The organism is Pseudomonas sp. LBUM1647, assembly GCF_059716175.1.
The window spans coordinates 1,835,430-1,857,619 of sequence record NZ_CP166809.1; the positions used below are offsets into that span (position 1 = coordinate 1,835,430).

Annotated in this window: 9 protein-coding genes; 5 read left to right on the forward strand and 4 right to left on the reverse strand. The window is 61.5% G+C overall.

Going from position 1 to position 22,190, the window contains the following annotated elements; translation table 11 throughout:
- Positions 1-24: 24 nt before the first annotated feature.
- From atuC to ACA059_RS08380, 3 genes are read right to left on the reverse strand one after another with little or no spacing between them, the layout of a single operon-like run.
- A complete protein-coding gene (atuC, locus tag ACA059_RS08370) occupies positions 25-1,641 on the reverse strand; it encodes a geranyl-CoA carboxylase subunit beta (RefSeq protein ID WP_497633381.1) in 1,617 nt (538 codons plus the stop codon).
- Between the two features lie 3 nt (positions 1,642-1,644).
- Positions 1,645-2,514 carry an SDR family oxidoreductase gene (locus tag ACA059_RS08375; RefSeq protein WP_415757360.1) on the reverse strand — a complete coding sequence of 290 codons (870 nt, stop codon included), beginning with the start codon at positions 2,512-2,514 and terminating at the stop codon, positions 1,645-1,647.
- 12 nt (positions 2,515-2,526) lie between these two features.
- The gene (locus tag ACA059_RS08380; protein ID WP_497633382.1) at positions 2,527-4,317 is read right to left on the reverse strand and encodes an acyclic terpene utilization AtuA family protein; all 1,791 of its coding nucleotides are present in this window, start codon (positions 4,315-4,317) and stop codon (positions 2,527-2,529) included.
- A gap of 190 nt (positions 4,318-4,507) precedes the next feature.
- Here ACA059_RS08380 and ACA059_RS08385 point away from each other — a divergent pair, with 190 nt between their 5' ends.
- The 3 genes from ACA059_RS08385 (at position 4,508) to ACA059_RS08395 (ending at position 7,149) form a co-directional block, all read left to right on the forward strand.
- A complete protein-coding gene (locus ACA059_RS08385; protein ID WP_008145910.1) occupies positions 4,508-5,134 on the forward strand; it encodes a TetR/AcrR family transcriptional regulator in 627 nt (208 codons plus the stop codon).
- A gap of 94 nt (positions 5,135-5,228) precedes the next feature.
- Entirely contained in the window at positions 5,229-6,035 is an 807-nt protein-coding gene (locus ACA059_RS08390; RefSeq protein ID WP_497633383.1) for a substrate-binding periplasmic protein, read from the forward strand.
- Between the two features lie 100 nt (positions 6,036-6,135).
- The gene (locus ACA059_RS08395; RefSeq protein ID WP_497633384.1) at positions 6,136-7,149 is read left to right on the forward strand and encodes a GNAT family N-acetyltransferase; all 1,014 of its coding nucleotides are present in this window, start codon (positions 6,136-6,138) and stop codon (positions 7,147-7,149) included.
- A gap of 111 nt (positions 7,150-7,260) precedes the next feature.
- Here the strand turns inward: ACA059_RS08395 and ACA059_RS08400 are convergent, their stop codons facing one another.
- A complete protein-coding gene (locus ACA059_RS08400) occupies positions 7,261-7,809 on the reverse strand; it encodes an RNA polymerase factor sigma-70 (RefSeq protein ID WP_008145913.1) in 549 nt (182 codons plus the stop codon).
- Positions 7,810-8,179: 370 nt separating this feature from the next.
- On the opposite strand from ACA059_RS08400, the gene ACA059_RS08405 reads away from it, so the two are divergent.
- On the forward strand, positions 8,180-21,163 hold the full coding sequence (locus ACA059_RS08405) for a non-ribosomal peptide synthetase (protein WP_497633385.1): 12,984 nt from the start codon (positions 8,180-8,182) through the stop codon (positions 21,161-21,163).
- A gap of 182 nt (positions 21,164-21,345) precedes the next feature.
- The gene (locus tag ACA059_RS08410) at positions 21,346-22,164 is read left to right on the forward strand and encodes an alpha/beta fold hydrolase (protein ID WP_497633386.1); all 819 of its coding nucleotides are present in this window, start codon (positions 21,346-21,348) and stop codon (positions 22,162-22,164) included.
- The last annotated feature ends 26 nt before the right edge of the window (positions 22,165-22,190 follow it).

Sequence of the window (22,190 nt, forward strand, 5' to 3'; positions counted from 1 at the left end):
TTTTTATTGTTCTCCTGAGCGCCCTTAGAAACGGGCTACGCCAAAACTGTTGGTTTGCAGCGGCCACACGTCGGCTTCATGACAGATATCCAGCAAGTACCCGAGCAAGGTCCGGGTATCCCGCGGATCAATCAACCCGTCGTCCCACAAACTGGCGCTGCCATAGAGTGCGGTGGACTGGCTGTCGAGTTTCTGCGCGGTGACTTGTTCCAGCATGTCGAGCATTTTCGGGTCGGGCACCAGGCCGTCCTTGGCCTGCTTGGCCTCGGTGACGATTCGCAGCACTTTGCCGGCCTGGGCGCCGCCCATCACCGCCGTGCGGCTGTTGGGCCAGGCAAAAATGAAGCGCGGGTCGAGGCCGCGGCCGCACATCGCGTAGTTGCCGGCGCCGTAGGAGCCACCGACGACGATGGTCAGTTTAGGCACCCGGGCGTTGGCCACCGCTTGAATCATTTTCGCGCCGTGTTTGATCACGCCTTGCTGCTCCGACTCGGTGCCGACCATGAACCCGGTGGTGTTGTGAAAAAACAGCAGCGGCGTCTGGCTTTGGTCACAGAGCTGAATGAACTGCGCCGCCTTGCTCGCACCCTTGGGCGTGATCGGCCCATTGTTGCCAATGAACCCGCAGGCGCGGCCTTGAATCTGCAAATGGCCGCAGACGGTTTGCTGATCGAACTCACCCTTGAATTCGAGAAAGTTAGAGCCGTCGGCAATCCGCGCGATGATTTCGCGCACGTCGTAAGGTTTTTTCGCGTCGTCCGGAATCAGCCCGAGCAACTCGTCGATGGGGTAGAGCGGTTCTTCCCACCGACGTTCGGGTACCCAGGGCAACTGATCATTCCACGGCAACAGGCTGACAATCTCGCGCACCTGGCGCACGCCATCGGCATCGTTCTCGGCCAGGTATTCCGCGGTGCCGGCGATTTGCGCATGCATCTCGGCGCCGCCCAGTGCTTCATCGGTGGCGACTTCGCCGGTGGCAGCCTTGAGCAGCGGCGGGCCGGCCAGAAACAGCTTGGCCTTACCACGCACCACCACCACGTAATCCGACAACCCCGGCTGATAGGCGCCGCCCGCCGTGGCCGAGCCATGGACTACGGTGATTTGCGGCAGGCCCATGGCCGACATCCGCGCCTGATTGGCAAAGCTGCGGGCACCTTCGACGAAAATCTCCGCCGCGTAATTGAGGTTGGCGCCACCGCTTTCGGCCAGGGTAATGACCGGCAGTTTGTTCTCCATGGCGATCTGTTGCAGGCGCAGGGATTTTTTCAAACCGCTGGGGGAAATGGTCCCGCCCTTGATCGCACTGTTGTTCGCCACCACCAGTGCCCGCACGCCGGACACGTAGCCGATCCCGGCGATCAATCCGCCGCCTGCGGAGCTGCCATCTTTGTCGTCGTGCAGCTTGTAGCCGGCGAGGCTCGCCAGTTCGAGAAACGGTGCGCCAGGGTCCAGCAGCAGATTGAGGCGTTCGCGGGGCAACAATTGGCCGCGCTTGTCAAACCTGGGTTTTGCTTCGGCCGCCTTGTTCAGCAGGTTCTGTTCGAGCTGGCGGACGTGCTCGATGCCGACCAGCATCGCAGCGCGATTGCGCGCGAACTGTTCGCTGAACGGGTCCACTTGCGAATGAATCACCGGCATGACTTATTCCTTATCCTTGAGGACGTCCGGCAAGTAGGCGCGATGGAAGCCGTTATACGACTCGCTGATCTGCGCCTTGTGTATCGGCCAGGCGCGCCCGCCCAGGCTGGCGGCGCCGTCGATGCGCAAGGTGCTGCCACTGACAAAAGCCGCGGCCGGGCTAAGCAGGAAAACGATTGCCGCGCTGACTTCCGATTCGGTGCCGATGCGTTTCAGTGGAACGTGCTCACGCAACGTCGGGATCACCGCTTTGAACGCGCCTTCGTAGGTGTCCATGCCACTGGACGCGATCCAGCCCGGCGCCACGGCGTTGACTCGCACCCCGGCATAACCCCATTCGAACGCGGCAGTCTTGGTGAGGTTGTCCATGCCCGAACGCGCCGCACCCGAGTGGCCCATGCCGGGCATGCCGCCCCACATGTCGGCGAGCATGTTGACGATGGCGCCGCCGTGCGTGCTCATGGACTGGTTGAACACTTCCCGGGCCATCAGGAAGCCGCCCATCAGGTTGGTGCGCAACACCGTGTCGAAACCTTTTTGATTGATCGATGCCAGTGGTGACGGGTACTGCCCGCCGGCATTGTTGACCAGACCGTGAATCGGTCCGTGCTTGCGGATCAACTCACTGACCACATGCTTGACCGCTTCTTCCTCACGAATATCGCAGACCATCCAGTCAGCCTTGCCGCCATCTTCGGTAATCTCGGCGGCGACGTTTTTCAGCTTGTCAGCCTTGCGCCCGAGCAGCAGCACATGGGCGCCGAGGGCCGCCAGTTCGTGCGCGGTGCAACGGCCGATGCCGCTGCCGCCACCGGTGACGATGATGTTTTGGCCTGCAAACAAATCGGCTTTGAAAATCGAATCGTAAGCCATGGCGACAGTCCTCTAGTTGACCTGGTCGGCGATGCGCTGAGGCACCGGTATCTGGATTTCCAGCAGTTGCTGGGCGAAGGCTTTGCCTTGCGGATCGATCCGCAGGCTGGCCACGCCACCGCCTCCCAGGGCGTTTTCCAGCAGAAAATTAAGGCTGTGGGTGCCCGGCAGGTACCAGCGTTCGACACGTCCGTGGATCGGGTCGAGGACATGACTCATCCAGTCGACGATCACTTCCGGCGTCAAGGCTTCGGCAATCCACGGCAGGTACTCCGGCTCACGGGCCATGACGCCGATGTTGCTGTGATTGCCCTTGTCACCGGAGCGCGCCACGGCGAGTTTGACCAGGGTCACGCTGGCATCGGCCCGGCCTGAGGGTTTCGGTGGGGCGCACGCCACGGGAAGGTCGGCGGTGTCGAGTACATCAACGGCGGGCAGGGCGCAAGGGTGGCGCTGGCCCTTGAGATCAATTTCCAGCGTGCAGGCGGTTTTGTCGATAAGGAACGAGAACAGCCGGATCAGCGGATACACCGTCGGCCGTCCACCGACAATCCCGGTCAGTCCCGGCGCCATGCCGGTGGCGGCCTGGGCGATCTCACGGGAGAACACAATCAACGCCTGTTTACCCGGATGGCGCACCGCGAGTTTGATCACCACTTCGCGGCTGTCCTGACGCTGACCGTGGGGGCCGTAAGTGGCTTCGCTGCCGAGCAGTTCGATGTTCACTTCGCTGTAGGGTGGCCAACCGCGCTGGCTGAAGATGTCCGACGTCTTGTTGATGATGGCTTCGCTGACTCGACGCGCCTTGTCGACCGCATCGATCCCGGCGATCAGGCAACTGGCGGTGCAGCGGAAACCGTCCGGGTACGTCGCGCTGACCTTGTACTGATCGGTCGGCGGCAAGCCTTTTGCGCCGTGCACCTGAACCGCATTTTTGCCTTGTTGCACGAGTTTGACTTCAGTGAAATCGCAGACCACGTCCGGCAGCAGATAGGCCTGCGGGTTGCCGATTTCATACAGCATCTGCTCGCCGACCGTCAGGGGGGTGACCAGTCCGCCGGAGCCTTCGGGTTTGCTGACGATGAACTGGCTGTCGGCGCTGACTTCGACGATGGGGAAGCCGATGTGTTCGTAGTCGGGCACCTCGCGCCAATCGGTGAAGTTGCCGCCGGTGCACTGGGCGCCACATTCGATGATGTGCCCGGCCAATGCGGCTTGGGCGAGTTTGTCGTAGTTGTGCCACGACCAGCCGAACTCATGCACCAGCGCGGCGCTGACCACGGCGCTGTCGACCACGCGCCCGGTGATGACGATGTCGGCGCCCAGACGCAGGGCTTCGACGATGCCCGGTGCGCCGAGGTAGGCGTTGGTCGAGACACACATCGGCGGCAAGGGCGCGCCGCTGAACATTTCATGGATACCGCTGCCGCCCAGCTGTTTGAGCTGCGGCTGCAGGTCATCGCCCAGCAGCACGGCGATTTTCAGCGCCACTCCGGCCTTGTCACAGACCGCTTGCAGGGCGGCGGCGCAGGCTTGCGGGTTGACCCCGCCGGCGTTGCTGATGACGCAGATTTTCTGTTCGGCCAGTTGACCCAACAGCGGGCTGAGGACTTCAATGAAGTCGCTGGCGTAACCGGCCTGGGGATCTTTCATCCGCGCGCCGGCCATGATCGACATCGTAATTTCGGCCAGATAATCGAAGACCAGATAGTCCAGACGCCCACCTTCCACCAGTTGCGCGGCGGCGGTCGAGGTGTCGCCCCAGAAGGCGCTGGCGCAACCGATGCGGATTGTTTTGGGCACAGTCAACTCCATAGCCACCTCCGATAGAAGTGCATCGAGACTACCAAGCAAGCGCTTGGTTTGTAAACGGCTTAACTATCTTCAGCCCGAGCGCTTGCTTGGTCGCGCCGGCCAGCTTAAATTGCCCGCGCAACCCCGCAGTTTTAGCGGCGAGCGGCGTATTTGATTGATCGACTGTAGGAGAGAACGGGTGGACGAGCAAAAAGCCCTGAGGGTGATGCGCGAATTGGTCGACAGCGGCCAATTGACCGACCCGGACAGCGCCCGCGGCAAACTGCTGCAAGTGGCGGCTCACCTGTTCCGCAACAAAGGTTACGAACGCACCACCGTGCGCGATCTGGCCGGCGCCGTGGGGATTCAGTCCGGCAGTATTTTTCATCACTTCAAAAGCAAGGACGAGATCCTGCGGGCGGTGATGGAAGAAACCATTCGCTATAACACTGCGTTGATGCGTGCAGCCCTGGCGGAAGCCGGCAGTGTGCGCGAGCGGGTACTGGCGCTGATTCGTTGTGAGTTGCAGTCGATCATGGGCGGCAGCGGCGAGGCCATGGCGGTGTTGGTGTATGAATGGCGCTCGCTGTCCGCAGACGGGCAGGCGCAAGTCCTGGCGCTGCGCGACATTTATGAAGAGCTCTGGCTACAGGTGCTGGGCGAGGCCAAGGAGGCCGGCTTTATCCGCGGTGATGTGTTCATTACGCGTCGTTTCCTGACCGGTGCGTTGTCCTGGACCACCACCTGGTTTCGCGCCGGCGGCAGCATGAGCCTCGATCAATTGGCCGATGAGGCATTGATTCTCGTGCTGGAAGAAAAACAGTAGGTTTGTTTTGAATCAGAAGGAAACTGGCTAAGTGGCCGAAACCGCCTAGCTTGAATGCATTGAAGCGTATTTTTTTGGGGAGTGGGTTGTTTTGATGTCTTCGCCAATTCGGACGGCTTCGCGGCTTTTGCTGGCGACGCTTGCGGTGTTATGCGTGGTTCCATCCCAGGCCGCACAGCTGGTGCGGGTCGGCGCCGCACATTTTCCCCCTTATACCGTGCGCCCGGAATCCGGTGCTGACACCGGTTTGCTGCCGCAGCTGGTCGAGGCACTCAATGCCTTGCAGAACGACTATCAGTTTGTGTTGGTGCCCACTTCCATTCCCCGGCGTTTCGGTGACTTCAAGCAAGGCCGGGTGGACATGGCGATTTTCGAGAACCCGGACTGGGGCTGGAAGGACATTCCGCACACCACCGTCGACATGGGGCTGGAAGACGCCGAGATTTTTGTCGCGCAACGCCAGCCCGATGGCCAGCCGGTTCGTCAGCAGAATTATTTTGCCGACCTCGCCGGCAAGCGTCTGGCGCTGTTCAGCGGCTATCACTACGAATTCGCCAACTTCAATGCCGATCCAAAATTCCTCGCGCAAAACTACGGCGCAACGCTGACATATTCCCATGACAGTAACCTGCTGATGGTGCTGCGCGGGCGTGCCGACGTTGCCCTGGTGACACGCTCTTACCTGAGCGATTACCTATTACGCAACAAGGAAGTCGCTGATCAATTGCTGGTGTCCCAACGTATCGATCAGGTCTATCACCACTACGCCATCCTCCGGCCGGCCGCACCAATCAGTGGCGAGGCATTTGGCAAGTTGCTGCAAGGGTTGCGGGACAATGGCCAGATGCTGAAGATTTTCGATCCCTACAAGATCGCCGTGGTGCTGGTCCCGGGTACCTGAGATCGCACCACAGGTCGCGTATTTACCGACTTCTCTTAAATTTCCCGCACTGGCTCACGTCACCTCGTTGAACTGTCGACGATTAACGTGAGCCCGACCCATGTCTACTCTGAATGACCTGACTGCCCTGGCCTTGCCGACAGGAAGCCGTCTTGTAGCTGATGAAACCGAAAGCCGCCTGTGCCTCAGCCTTGAAGGGCAACCGCTGATTCAGTTGCGTCTGACTCGCGAGCCCGCGCTGCAAGTGCAAGTAGAAGAGCGCTTCGACCACGCCGACAATCGGGCCGTCTGGGCGGCCTGTTATTGGCTGTTTGCCCGTGACCTGGCCTGCCAGCGCCTGACCTGGCATCTCGATGAAGCCCCCACCGAAGCATTGCTCAGCGGGTTGCTGATCCCTGACGAAATCGTCGGCCAGTATCGTTGCGAACGCACGCTGTTCTGGCAGTTGCCTCAGCCTTGGCTGGGCGCGTCAATGACACCGAGTTATCCGCAGCAACTGGTCATCAGTGGCGGCAAGCGTCATCCGCTGCGGCCGGTGAAACCGCGCGGTGAAGTCTACCGGCGTTTTGATGCGCGCCTCGGTGCCTGGATTTCCCTGCGCACGGTGGACATCGACCTGGACTTGGCACGTTTCAATCGTTGGCAGAACAGCCCGCGCGTGGCGAGTTTCTGGCAGGAGGAGGGCAGCCTCGAGCAGCATCGCGAGTACTTGAGCAAACTTGAAGCCGATCCCCACACCTTGACGCTGATCGGTTGTTTCGATGATCAGCCGTTCGCCTACTTTGAAGCCTATTGGGCCAAGGAAGATCGCATCGCGCCGTTCTATGACGCCGGCGATTACGACCGCGGTATTCACATGCTGGTGGGTGAAGAAAATCACCGTGGCCCGCACAAGGTGGCGAGCTGGTTATCGGCGTTGACGCATTACCTGTTTCTCGACGATCCACGCACTCAGCGAGTGGTTGCCGAGCCTCGCGCCGACAACGCGAAGATGATCGGGCATATGCAGAACCAGGGTTTTCACTGCGAGAAAGCGTTCGACTTCCCGCACAAGCGCGCGGCGTTGATGGTGCTGGGGCGTGAGCGGTTTTTTGATCGGTGCAAGTTGGCGTGATCCGGGGTTAAGCCTAAAAGATCGCAGCCTTCGGCAGCTCCTACATGGGATTGCGTACACCCTGTAGGAGCTGCCGAAGGCTGCGATCTTTTTTATGAAACCGGCAAGGTTTCAGCGACGAGCAAAGGTATCCACACGACTGCCCGACACCTTGCGGCAGTGCACCAGCGCATCGCGAATCATGAAGTTCACCAGGGTCGGCGAGACGCCAAGCTCCTTGGCGATGTCCTTTTGCGGCACGCCGTGCAGGCGGTACATCTCGAAGGCGTAGCGGGTGCGGCTGGGCAGCTCGGTCAGCGCGTCGGCGATGTGTTCCAGCGTCGAGAAGTTGATGTGCGAGGTTTCCGGCGAAGCGCCTTGAATCACCACGTTCAGGCCTTCCTCTTCAGGGCCCGAATACTTCTGCTCCAGCGCCTGTTTGCGGTAGTGATCGATCGCCAGGTTGCGCACGATCTGGAACAGGTAGCTGAGCTGAGCCTTGAACGAGGACGTGATCTGCGGCGCGGATTGCAGCCGGAAGAACGCATCCTGCACCACGTCTTCAGCACGCGACCGGCAGCCGGTAATGCGGGCTGCAATCTTGACCAGAATCAGTCGATTGTCGACGAATGCCTGAAGTAGCGGTGAATCGCACCTGCTTGTGGACACTTGTTCCGTCATGGAAATCACCTTGCTGCAAATAGGTTCGTGGGACGGCAAGCGGGGGCTGAGCCGTCCAACACATCGAGCGACAAATTATGCTTAATGATAATGATTGTCAAATGAGAAAGAGAACTAATGCTCTGCAAAGGTGCAGAGTGAGAACTGCGACACGCTGACGCACTTGGCCCTGTTGGGTTTCAAGCCTGCGGACTAATTATTTCAAGACGTCAACCGTTCTCATTGGTGAATGGTTCCGGGTAGCGGCTGCGGCCAAAACAGCATTCCCAAGCCTTGCGCGGTCGGCGAAGACCGCGTCCTGCACGCCTCGAAGGGGCGTGACGTCAGAAAACCGATTTCACTTGCAAGCCGAATTCAGGCAGGAAACCTCATGACCGACGCGTTCGAACTCCCCAGCACACTGGTCCAAGCCCTTCAGCGCCGAGCGGCCCTGACGCCGGATCGGGTGGCCTTGCGTTTTCTTGCCGAAACCCAGGATCAGGCTGTGGTGCTCAGTTATCGCGAGCTGGATCAGCGGGCGCGGACCATAGCTGGCGCGTTGCAGGCCGAGGCTGCGTTTGGCGATCGCGCGGTGCTGCTGTTTCCCAGCGGCCCGGATTACGTCGCGGCGTTCTTCGGCTGTCTGTACGCCGGTGTGATCGCGGTACCGGCCTATCCGCCGGAGTCGGCGCGTCGTCATCATCAGGAGCGTCTGCTGTCGATCATCAGCGATGCCGAACCGCGTTTGCTGCTGACCAGCGACGCTCTGCGCGATGCGTTGCAGCAAATAGAGGGCGCGCCGCCGTTGCTGTGTGTCGATACGCTCGACAGTGCATTGGCCGAACATTGGGTGGCGCCGAACCTTACAGACGACCACATTGCGTTTCTGCAATACACCTCCGGCTCCACCGCGTTGCCTAAAGGGGTGCAAGTCAGCCACGGCAACCTGGTGGCGAACGAACTGCTGATTCGCCACGGCTTCGGCATCGATCTGAATCCTGACGACGTGATCGTCAGCTGGCTGCCGCTGTACCACGACATGGGCCTGATTGGCGGTCTATTGCAGCCGATTTTCAGCGGTGTGCCGTGCGTGTTGATGTCGCCGGCGTATTTCCTCGGCCGGCCGTTGCGCTGGCTGGAAGCGATCAGCGAGTACGGCGGCACCATCAGCGGTGGGCCGGACTTTGCCTATCGGTTGTGCAGCGAGCGGGTCAGTGAATCGGCCCTGGAACGCCTCGACCTGAGCGGCTGGCGCGTGGCGTATTCCGGTTCCGAACCGATTCGCCTCGATACGCTGGAACGCTTCGCCGAGAAGTTCTCGGCCTGCGGTTTCACCCAGGACAGTTTCATGGCGTCCTACGGGTTGGCCGAAGCGACGCTGTTCGTGGCTGGCAGCCCTCGCGGTCAGGGCATTGGCAACCTGCGCGTAGACGATCAAGCCCTGGCACAAAACCGTGCGGAGCCAGGCGAAGGCAGCCCGATCATGAGTTGCGGCATCAGTCAGCCGGATCACGCGGTGCTGATTGTCGATCCAACAGCGCTCAACGAGTTGGCTGACAACTCGGTCGGCGAAGTCTGGGCCGCCGGGCCAAGCATCGCCCACGGTTACTGGCGTAACCCGGAGGCCAGCGCCAAAACCTTCGTTCAGCACGCTGGCCGTACCTGGCTGCGCACCGGCGATCTGGGCTTTATGCGCAACGGTGAACTGTTCATCACCGGGCGCCTGAAAGACATGTTGATCGTACGCGGTCACAACATTTATCCACAGGACATCGAGCAAACCATCGAGCGCGAAGTGGAGGTGGTGCGTAAAGGTCGTGTCGCCGCTTTTGCCGTGAACATCGAGGGTCAGGAAGGCATTGGCATTGCGGCGGAAATCAGCCGCAGCGTGCAAAAAATCCTCCCCCCCGACGCCCTGATCAAAGCCATCCGCCAAGCCGTGGCCGAGGCGTATCAGGAAGCGCCAAGCGTGGTGGTGCTGCTCAATCCGGGCGCGTTGCCCAAGACCTCCAGCGGCAAACTGCAACGCTCGGCATGCCGCAATCGCCTGGCGGACGGCAGCCTCGACAGCTATGCACTTTTCCCGTCGACGGTCACCGATAGCGTAGGGAAAACCGAAACGGGTTCTGAGCTGCAAACCTTGATCGGCCAGATCTGGTGCGAACAGCTGAGCGTCAAACAGATCAGTGCCGACGATCACTTCTTCCTGCTGGGCGGCAACTCCATCGCCGCCACTCAGGTAGTCGCACGTCTGCGCGAAGCACTCGGTCTGGAACTGAACCTGCGCCTGCTGTTTGAAGCGCCGACCCTTGGCGCGTTTGCCGCCGCGGTGGCTCAGCAACAGCAGGACGGCGGACTCGCCCAAGGCGCGATCACCCCGCTGTCGCGCACCGAAGCCATGCCGCAATCGCTGGCGCAAAACCGTCTGTGGATCACCTGGCAATTCGACCCGCAGAGCAGCGCCTACAACATTCCCGGCGCCTTGCGCTTGCGCGGCGAGCTGGATGAAGACGCCTTGCGCGCCAGTTTCCAGCAGCTGATCGAGCGTCACGAATCCCTGCGCACGCGGTTCTTCGAACGTGATGGTGTGGCGCTGCAACAGGTCGATGCAGCGAGCGAATTCAACCTGCAACTCATCGATATCAGCGACCTGCCGGTTGCCGAGCGTGAAGTCCGTGCGCAGCAGATCCGAGAAGACGAAGCCCGTACTCAATTCGATCTGGAGAAAGGTCCACTGCTGTGGGTGACCCTGGTGCGCCTCGATGATGAGGACCATCAACTGTTGGTGACGATGCACCACATCATCGCCGACGGCTGGTCGCTGAACGTGCTGATCGACGAGTTCTCGCGCCTGTATGCCGCCGCGTCACAAGGACAAAAGGCGACACTTCCGGTATTGCCGACCCAGTACGCCGATTACGGCAGCTGGCAGCGTCAATGGCTGGCGCAGGGGGAGGGCGAGCGTCAGCTGGCGTACTGGAAAGCGCAATTGGGCGTTGATCATCCGACCCTGAGCCTGGCCACTGATCATCCGCGTTCGGCGCACCACATTCACACGGCTGCCCGCCATTCTGTGAAGCTGGGCGCGACTCTGAGCGATGCCATTCGCCAGACCGCCCAGGCCCATGAATCCACTTCGTTCATGCTGTTGCTCGCCGCGTTCCAGAGCCTGTTGCACCGCTACAGCGGCCAACGCGACATCCGCATCGGCGTGCCGAACGCCAACCGTCCGCGCCTGGAAACCCAAGGGCTGATCGGCTTCTTCATCAACACCCAGGTGCTGCGCGCCGAGTTGGATTCGCAGCTGCCATTCGTGGAACTGCTGGCGCAAACCCGTCAGGCCGCATTGGGCGCGCAAGCGCATCAGGATCTGCCGTTCGAACAATTGCTCGAAGCCTTCCCGCAAGCCCGCGAACAAGGTTTGTTCCAGGTCATGTTCAACCACCAGCAACGGGACTTGAGCGCACTGCGTCGCCTGCCTGGACTGCTGGCCGAAGAGCTGCCGTGGCACAGCCGCGAAGCCAAGTTCGACCTGCAACTGCACAGCGAGGAAGACCGAAATGGTCGCCTGAGCCTGTCCTTCGACTACGCCAGCGAACTGTTCGACGTGGCGACCATCGAGCGTCTGGCCGAGCATTTCAGCAACCTGCTGCGAGCCGTTTGCGAACAGCCCCAAACCACCATCGGCGATCAGCAACTGCTGACCCCGTCCGAGCTTGATCAGCAAGCATCGTGGAGCGCTGCACCGTGTACGCCGGCCAGCGTTTGGCTGCCGGAATTGCTCAACGAACAAGCACGCCAAACCCCTGAGCGCACTGCGCTGATGTGGGACGGTGGCGCCATGGACTTTGCCGAACTGCACACCCAATCCAACCGCCTGGCCCATTACCTGCGCGACAAAGGCGTCGGCCCGGACGTCTGCGTGGCCATTGCCGCCGAGCGTTCGCCGCAGTTGCTGATCGGCCTGCTGGCGATCATCAAGGCCGGTGGCGCCTACGTGCCACTGGACCCGGATTACCCGGCTGAACGCCTGGCCTACATGCTCAGCGACAGCGGCGTCGAGTTGCTGCTGACTCAAACCCAATTGCTTGACCGCTTGCCGGCCACCGATGGCGTCAGCGTGATCGCCATGGACGCCTTGCCTCTGGAGAGCTGGCCGAGCCACGCACCGGGTCTGCACTTGCACGGCGACAACCTGGCGTACGTGATTTACACCTCCGGTTCCACCGGCCAGCCGAAGGGCGTCGGCAACACCCACGCAGCCCTCGCCGAGCGCCTGCAATGGATGCAGAACACCTATCGCCTGAACGACACCGACGTGCTGATGCAAAAGGCGCCGATCAGTTTCGACGTGTCGGTGTGGGAGTGCTTCTGGCCGCTGATCACCGGTGCACGCCTGTTGATTGCCGGCCCCGGCGAGCACCGCGATCCGCACCGCATCGCGCAACTGGTTCAGCAATTCGGCGTGACCACGCTGCACTTCGTACCGCCGCTTCTTTCGTTGTTCATCGATGAACCGCTGACCACCGAGTGCACCAGTCTGCGCCGCGTATTCTCCGGCGGCGAAGCCTTGCCTGCCGAACTGCGCAATCACGTGCTGGAACAACTGCCCGCCGTGCAATTGCACAACCGCTACGGCCCGACCGAAACCGCGATCAACGTCACCCATTGGCACTGCACAACCGCCGATGGCGAACGCTCGCCGATTGGTCGTCCGCTGGGCAATGTGCTGTGCCGCGTGCTCGATGAGGCACTCAATCCCGTTCCGGCCGGTGTGCCGGGTGAACTGTGCATCAGCGGTATCGGTCTGGCCCGTGGCTATTTGGGCCGTCCAGGCCTGACTGCAGAGCGTTTTGTCGTTGATCCATTGGGCGAGCAGGGCGCGCGTTTATACCGTACCGGCGACCGCGCGCGCTGGACCGCCGACGGCGTGATCGAATACCTCGGCCGTCTCGATCAGCAGGTCAAACTGCGCGGCTTCCGTGTCGAGCCGGAAGAAATCGAAGCACGATTGCTGGCGCAGGACGGCGTCGCTCAAGCCGTGGTGCTGGTGCGCGAAACGGCGGCTGGCGGACAGTTGATCGGTTACTACACCGCAACCGATTCCACAGAAGATGTTGATGCTCAAACCGTACGCCTGAAAGCTGCGCTGGCCGCCGAGTTACCGGAATACATGGTTCCAGCGCAGCTGATGCGTCTGGACGAAATGCCCCTGAGCCCCAGTGGCAAACTCGATCGTCGCGCCTTGCCGGAACCGCAATGGCAAGTGCGCGAACATGTTGAGCCGGTTACCGCGCTGGAACAACAAATCGCCGGCATCTGGCGTGAAGTATTAGGCCTCGCGCAAATCGGTCTGCGCGATGACTTCTTCGCCCTCGGCGGCCATTCCTTGCTGGCCACGCAAATCATTTCCCGCACTCGTCAGGCCTGCGACGTCGAATTGCCGTTGCGAGCACTGTTCGAAAACAGTGAGCTGGGCGCGTTTGCCGAACAGGTTCAACTGATCCAGGCCAGCGGCAACACCAACCAGCAACCGCCGATCGAGAAAGTCGACCGCCGCCAACCGGTGCCGTTGTCCTATTCCCAGCAGCGCATGTGGTTCCTCTGGCAGATGGAACCGGACAGCCCGGCTTACAACGTCGGCGGCATGGCGCGGTTGCGCGGAGTGCTGGATGTCGGGCGGTTCGAGGCGGCGCTGCAAGCGCTGATCATGCGTCACGAAACCCTGCGCACCACCTTCCCGAGCGTCGACGGCGTGGCCCGGCAACAGGTGCATCCGGATACCGGGATGTGCATGGAGTGGAAGGATTTCTCCGCGCTGGACGCCGCCACCCGCGAGTGGCAGGTGCAGCAACTGGCCGACGATGAAGCGCACCAGCCGTTCGATCTGGAAACCGGACCCCTGCTGCGCGCCTGCATGGTCAAGACCGCCGAGCAGGAGCATTACCTGGTGCTGACCCTGCACCACATCGTCACCGAAGGTTGGGCGATGGACATTTTCGCCCGGGAACTGAGCGCGCTCTACGAGGCCTTCGTCGATGACCTCGAATCGCCGTTGGAGCCGCTGCCGGTGCAATACCTGGATTACAGCGTCTGGCAGCGCCAGTGGCTGGAGTCCGGCGAACGTCAACGGCAACTCGACTACTGGACCGCGCAACTGGGTCGCGAACATCCGCTGCTGGAATTACCGGGCGACCGTCCGCGTCCTCCCGTGCAAAGCCATCAGGGCGAACTGTTCCGTTTTGATCTGAGCGATGATCTTGCCGCGCGCGTTCGTGCCTTCAATGCACAAAACGGTCTGACCCTGTTCATGACCATGACCGCCGCGCTGGCCGTGCTGCTTTACCGCTACAGCGGCCAGACCGACCTGCGCATCGGCGCGCCGGTGGCCAACCGGATTCGTCCGGAAAGCGAAGGGCTGATCGGTGCGTTCCTCAACACCCAGGTGTTGCGTTGCCAGCTCGACGGGCAGATGTCCGTGGGCGAGTTGTTCGAGCAGGTTCGCCACACCGTGATCGAAGGCCAGTCCCACCAGGACCTGCCGTTCGATCATTTGGTGGAGGCTTTGCAGCCACCGCGCAGCGCGGCGTACAACCCGTTGTTCCAGGTGATGTGCAACGTGCAGCGCTGGGAATTCCAGCAGAGCCGCACACTCGCCGGCATGACTGTCGAGTACCTGGCCAACGATGCGCGAGCAACCAAGTTCGACCTCAATCTGGAAGTCACCGACCTCGACCATCGCCTGGGTTGCTGCCTGACCTACAGCACCGATCTGTTCGATGAACCACGCATTGCGCGGATGGCCGGGCATTGGCGCAACCTGCTGGAAGCGCTGCTGGCCGATCCACAACAACGCCTCAGTGAGCTGCCGCTGCTGGAAGCCACCGAACAGCAACACCTGCTCGACAGCCTCGGCGTCGAGCCGGGCGAACATCGCCTCGACCAGTGCATTCATCACCTGTTCAGCGAGCAGGCCCTGGCGCGTAAAGATGCGCCTGCCCTGACCTTCGCCGGGCAAACCCTGAGCTACGCCGAGCTCGACAGCCGGGCCAATCGCCTGGCCTGGATGCTCCGTGAGCGTGGCGTCGGGCCGCAGGTTCGGGTGGGTCTGGCGCTTGAGCGTTCACTGGAAATGGTCGTCGGTCTATTGGCGATCCTCAAGGCCGGCGGCGCCTACGTGCCGCTGGACCCTGAGTACCCGCTGGATCGTTTGCACTACATGATCGAAGACAGCGGCATCGGTTTGCTGCTCAGCGATGCGGCGATGTTCGAAGCGCTTGGCGAGCTGCCGCCAACCGTGGCTCGCTGGTGCCTCGAAGAGGACGCCGCCACACTGGCCAACTACCCGGCCAGCGAGCTGCCGTTTATCAGCCTGCCACAACATCAGGCGTACCTGATTTACACCTCGGGCTCTACCGGCAAACCGAAAGGCGTGGTGGTGTCCCACGGTGAAATCGCCATGCACTGTCGCGCCGTGATCGAGCGCTTCGGCATGCGCCCGGATGACTGCGAGCTGCATTTCTATTCGATCAACTTCGATGCCGCGACCGAGCGTCTGCTGGTGCCGCTGTTGAGCGGTGCGCAGGTTGTCCTGCGCGCTCAAGGCCAGTGGGACGCGGAAGAAATCTGCGGTCTGATTCGCCGTCACACCATCAACATCCTCGGCTTCACCCCAAGCTACGGCAGCCAGTTGGCGCAATGGCTGGCGACTCAGGGCGAAACCCTTCCAGTGCGCATGTGCATCACCGGCGGTGAAGCCTTGACCGGCGAACACCTGACGCGAATTCGTGCAGCGTTCAAGCCGAGTCTGTTTTTCAACGCTTACGGCCCGACCGAAACCGTGGTCATGCCCCTGGCCAGTCTGGCGCCCGAGCAATTGGAAGAAGGCCTCGGCAGCGTGCCGATCGGCAGTGTGATTGGCGCGCGCGTGGCCTACATCCTCGACGCTGATCTGGCGTTGGTGCCGCAAGGGGCGACGGGCGAGTTGTACGTCGGCGGCGCCGGTCTGGCACAGGGTTATCACCAGCGTCCGGGTATGACGGCCGAGCGTTTTGTGGCTGATCCGTACGCCGCCAATGGCGGGCGTCTGTACCGCACCGGCGATCTGGTGCGCCAGCGCGCCGACGGTCTGGTGGAATACCTCGGACGCATCGACCATCAAGTGAAAATTCGTGGTTTCCGCATTGAACTGGGCGAAATCGAAACCCGTCTGCTGGAACATGAATCGATCCGTGAAGCCGTGGTGCTGGCGCTGGATGCACCGAGCGGCAAACAACTGGTCGGCTATCTGGTGACTGAAGTCGCCGGGCAAGACGAAGCGCAACAAGCTGCACTGCGCGAAGCGCTCAAGGCGCACCTCAAATCGCAACTGCCGGATTACATGGTGCCGACGCACCTGATCCTGCTCGCCAGCATGCCGCTGACCGCCAACGGCAAACTCGACCGCCGTGCATTGCCGGCACCGGACCCGGAGCTGAACCGTCAGCATTACGTGGCACCGAGTAACGAGCTTGAACTGACGTTGGCCGCCATCTGGTGCGAAGTGCTGAACGTCCTGCAGGTCGGCCTCAACGACAACTTCTTCGAACTGGGCGGCGATTCGATTCTGTCGATCCAGGTGGTCAGCCGTGCGCGGCAGCAGGGCATTCACTTCAGCCCGCGTGACCTGTTCCAGCACCAGACCGTGCAGACCCTGGCCGCTGTGGCGACCCGCACCGAGCAGGTCACGGCCGAGCAAGGTTTGCTGACCGGCGAATCACGGTTGACGCCGATCCAGCACTGGTTCTTCGACACCGACATCCCCCAGCGCCAACACTGGAACCAGGCGTTGCTGCTGGAACCTACCGTAGCATTGGAACCTCATCGTCTGGAGCAAGCGCTGCTGGCAGTGATCGAACAGCACGACGCCTTGCGTTTGCGCTTCTCTGAAATTGCAGGCCAATGGCAGGCCGAGCACCAGGCGATTTCCGACGCGCCGGTGTTGTGGCAAGTGCGTGTTTCGTCCATGGACAAATGCGCGGCACTGTTCGCCGATGCCCAGCGCAGCCTCGACCTTGAGGAGGGGCCGCTGATGCGCGCGCTGCTGGTCGATGGTCCTGAGGGGCAACAGCGGCTGTTCATCGCCATTCACCACTTGGTCGTGGATGGGGTTTCGTGGCGGGTGTTGCTGGACGATTTGCAAACGGTGTATCGCCAACTGGACGCGAGGCAGTCGGTAAAACTGCCAGCGAAAACCAGTGCCTTCAAGGACTGGGCCGCACGTTTGCACGCGTATGCCGGCAGCGAATCCCTGCGTGAAGAACTGAGCTGGTGGCAGTCACAACTGGCCGGTCAAAGCGTTGAGTTGCCGTGTGATCGCCCCGAGGGTGGTCGGCAGAATCGTCATGCACAAACCGTCAGCGTGCGCCTCGATAGCGAGCGCACCCGGCAATTGTTGCAGCAAGCGCCAAGTGCCTATCGCACCCAGGTCAATGACTTGCTGCTGACCGCGTTGGCCCGCGTGCTGTGCCGCTGGAGCGGTCACGAATCGGCGCTGATTCAACTCGAAGGCCACGGTCGTGAAGCACTTTTCGACGAGATCGACCTGACCCGCACCGTAGGCTGGTTCACCAGCGCTTATCCGCTGCGGCTGATGCCGGAAAACGAGCAGGGCGCCTCGATCAAGGCGATCAAGGAACAACTGCGCGCGGTGCCGCACAAAGGTCTGGGTTATGGCGTGCTGCGTTATCTCGCCGATGACTCGAGCCGGCAGACCATGGCGGCCTTGCCGGTGGCGCCAATCACCTTCAACTACCTCGGTCAATTCGACCAGAGCTTTGGCGCGGACGCCTTGTTCCGTCCTCTCGATGAAGCGGTCGGTGCGGCCCATGATCCGCGTGCGCCGCTGCCCAATGAGCTGAGCGTCGACAGTCAGGTCTATGGCGGTGAACTGGTGCTGCGTTGGACCTTCAGCGCCGAACGCCACGACCCGCAGACCATCACTGAATTGGCAGGCGCCTATCTCGGCGAATTGCAGAGCCTGATCGAGCATTGCCTGCGCGACGATGCGGGAGGCCTGACGCCGTCGGACTTCCCGTTGGCGAAACTGACCCAGCCACAACTCGACGCTTTGCCCATTCCTGCCGCCGCTATCGAAGACGTCTACCCGCTAACGCCGATGCAGGAAGGCATGTTGCTGCACACCTTGCTGGAACCGGGCACCGGCCTCTACTACATGCAGGATCGCTACCGCATCAACAGCGAGCTCGACCCGCAGCGTTTCGCCGAAGCCTGGCAAGCGGTGATCGCCCGTCACGAAGCCTTGCGTGCGTCGTTCTGCTGGAACGTCGGCGAAGACATGCTGCAAGTTATCCACAAGCCGGGCAGCACGCCGATCGAGCCTCTGGACTGGACGGCAATCGCCGAAGCCGAGCAGGAGCCGACGTTGCAGGCGCTGCTCAAAAGCGAGCGCGAGGCCGGGTTCGATCTGCTCAATCAGGCACCGTTCCACCTGCGCCTGATCAAGGTCGGCGCGGCGCGCTACTGGTTCATGATGAGCAACCACCACATCCTCATCGATGCCTGGTGCCGTTCGCTGCTGATGAACGATTTCTTTGAAATCTACACCGCCCTCGGCGAAGGCCGGGACGCGCAGCTTGGGCTTGTGTCGCGTTATCGCGACTACATCGGCTGGCTGCAACGCCAGAGCCTGGCCGAGGCGCGGCAGTGGTGGAAAACCAACCTGCAAGGCTTCGAGCGCACCACACCGATTCCGAGCGACCGGCCGTTCCTGCGCGAACATGCCGGCGAAAGCGGCGGCATGATCGTCGGCGACCGCTACACAAGGCTCGATGCCCGTGACGGCGCGCAACTGCGCGAACTGGCTCAGGCCCATCAGCTGACCATCAACACCTTTGCCCAAGCGGCGTGGGCGTTAGTGCTGCGCCGTTTGAGCGGTGATCGCGACGTGCTGTTCGGCGTCACGGTGGCCGGGCGTCCGGTGGACATGCCGGAGATGCAGCGCACGGTCGGGCTGTTCATCAACAGCATCGCGCTGCGGGTGAAAATGCCGGAAGACGATCAGCGCTGCAGCGTTCGTCAATGGCTCAGTGGCTTGCTCGACAGCAACATGCAACTGCGCGAGTACGAATACCTGCCCTTGGTGAGCATTCAGGAAAACAGCGAACTGCCCAAGGGCCAGCCGCTGTTCGACAGCCTGTTCGTGTTCGAAAACGCCCCGGTGGAAGTCTCGGTGCTGGACCGTGCGCAGAGCCTCAACGCGACCTCGGATTCGGGCCGCACCCACACCAACTTCCCGCTGACGGCGGTCTGCTATCCGGGCGATGACCTGGGCTTGCACCTGTCTTACGACCAGCGTTATTTCGATGAGTCGACCGTCGAGCGCATGCTCGGTGAGTTCAAGCGGTTGCTGCTGGCACTGGTCGAAGGTTTCCACGGCGACATGGCCGATCTGCCGCTGCTGGGTGCCGAAGAACAGGACTTCCTGATCCACGGTTGCAACCAGAGCGAACATAATTATCCGTTGGAGCAGAGTTACGTCGAACTGTTCGAGGCCCAGGTTGCTCAGCATCCGCATCGGGCTGCCGCCAGTTGCCTGGATCAGCAGCACAGCTACCTTGAACTGAACGAGCGCAGTAACCGTCTCGGTCATGCCTTGATCGCCGCTGGTGTGAGGCTGGATCAACCGGTGGCGTTGCTGGCTGAACGTAACCTCGACCTGCTGGGCATGATCATCGGCAGCTTCAAGGCTGGGGCGGGTTATTTGCCGCTGGATCCGGGGCTGCCGAGCCAGCGTCTTAGCCGGATCATCGACCTGAGCTGCACGCCGTTGCTGGTTTGTTCTCAGGCCTGCCGCGAGCAAGCGCTGGTGCTGCTGGATGAGTTCGGTTGCGCCAACCGGCCGAAGTTGTTGGTCTGGGAAGAGGTACAGGCGAGCGATGTTTCGGTTGCCAACCCGGGCCTCTACAGCGGCCCGGACAACCTCGCCTACGTGATCTACACCTCGGGCTCCACCGGTTTGCCGAAAGGCGTGATGGTCGAACAGCGCGGCATGCTCAACAACCAGTTGAGCAAGGTGCCTTACCTGAACTTGAGCGATGCCGATGTGATCGCCCAGACCGCCTCGCAAAGCTTCGATATTTCGGTCTGGCAGTTCCTCGCCGCACCGCTGTTCGGCGCTCGGGTGGACATCGTGCCGAACACCATCGCCCATGATCCGCAAGGGTTGCTGGAGCATGTGTCGGCCCAGGGCATTACCGTGCTGGAAAGCGTGCCGTCGCTGATTCAGGGCATGCTCGCCCAGGAACGCATGAGCCTCGACGGCCTGCGCTGGATGCTGCCGACCGGTGAGGCAATGCCGCCGGAGCTGGCGCGCCAGTGGCTGCTGCGCTACCCGGAGATCGGGCTGGTGAATGCTTACGGTCCGGCGGAATGCTCGGACGACGTGGCGTTCTTCCGCGTTGACATGGCGTCGACGCGCGGCAGCTATCTGCCGATTGGTACGCCGACCGACAACAACCGTTTGTACCTGCTCGACGGCGCGCTGGAACTGGTGCCTTTGGGTGCGGTGGGTGAGTTGTGCGTCGCGGGTACCGGTGTCGGCCGTGGCTACGTCAGTGATCCGTTGCGCACCGCTCAAGTGTTTGTGCCCAACCCGTTTGGCGCGCCCGGTGATCGTCTGTATCGCACCGGCGACCTGGCCCGTCGGCGCAGTGACGGCGTGCTGGAATACGTCGGGCGGATCGACCATCAAGTGAAGATCCGCGGCTACCGCATCGAACTGGGTGAAATCGAAGCGCGTCTGCACGAGCGACCGGAAGTGCGCGAAGCGGCGGTCGGTGTACAGGAAGGGGTCAACGGTAAGCATCTGGTCGGCTATTTGGTAGCGGCTGATTCTTTGATCAATCCAACCGAGCGACTGGAACGCATCAAGCAACGCCTGCGCGCGGAACTGCCGGAATACATGGTGCCGCTGCATTGGTTGTGGCTTGAGCGGATGCCGCTGAACGCCAACGGCAAACTTGATCGCAAGGCACTGCCGGTGCTGGAGATCGGCCAGTTGCAGAGCCAGAACTATCAGGCACCGCGCAATCAGCTGGAGCAGACGCTGGCGGATATCTGGGCCGAGGTGCTGAAGGTCGAAAAGGTGGGGATTCGCGACAACTTCTTCGAGCTGGGCGGGCATTCATTGCTGGCGACGCAGATCGCTTCGCGGGTGCAGAAAGCCCTGCATCGTGATGTACCGCTGCGGGCAATGTTCGAATGCAGCACGGTGGCGGAGTTGGCTGAATACATCGACGGATTGGCGGCGAGCGACATCACCGGGGAGAAGGTGGATCGCCTCAATGACCTGATGGCGGAGTTGGAGGGGCTTTGATTCTCTAGCGTCTGTGAAGGCCCCTTCGCGAGCAAGCCCGCTCCCACATTTGATCTGTGTACGCAGGACTAATGTGGGAGCGGGCTTGCTCGCGAAAGGGCCGCCGGAAGCACCAAAAAGTTGACTGTGGAACGACTCCGGCACAGTCTGCCTGCTCCATTTTTTGCGAGAGGAGACAGTCAATGCCCTTCGTTACGGTTGATGGACAACCCCTTCACTACATTGATCAAGGCACCGGCCCTGCCGTTCTGCTGGCCGGCAGTTATCTGTGGGATCAGGCCATGTGGGCGCCGCAGATTGCCGCTCTGTCGCAGCAATATCGGGTGATCGCTCTGGACCTGTGGGGCCACGGTGAATCCGGGCGGATGCCCGAGTTCACACACTCGCTGGATGACATTGCGCGCCAGGCACTGGCGCTGCTCGATCACCTGGACATCGACCGTGTCACGTTGGTCGGTCTCTCGGTCGGCGGCATGTGGGGCGTGCGTCTGGCGCTGTCGGCACCGCAGCGCATCAACGGTCTGGTGCTGATGGACACCTACGTCGGCGTCGAACCCGAACAGACTCGCCAATACTATTTCTCGCTGTTCAAACAGATCGAAGAAACCGGCGTGATCGCACCGCAGCTGCTCGATATCGTCGTGCCGATCTTCTTCCGTCCGGGCATCGATCCGCAGTCGGCGCTGTATCAGGATTTCCGCGCCAAACTGGCCGCACTGCCGTCGGAGCGTCTGCGCGAGAGCATCGTGCCGATGGGGCGGATTACGTTTGGGCGGGATGATCTGTTGCCGCGTCTGGGCGAATTGAATCCTGACACCACGCTGCTGATGTGTGGCGATCAGGACAAGCCGCGGCCGCCGTTGGAGACAAGGGAAATGGCCGAGCTGATCGGTTGCCCATCTGTGCTGGTGCCGGAGGCGGGGCATATCTCCAATCTGGAGAATCCGCAGTTTGTCACCGAAGCGCTGCTGTCATTTTTGTCTAAGCGGAATCCGGCGTAGCGTTTGAGAAAAAGATCGCAGCCTTC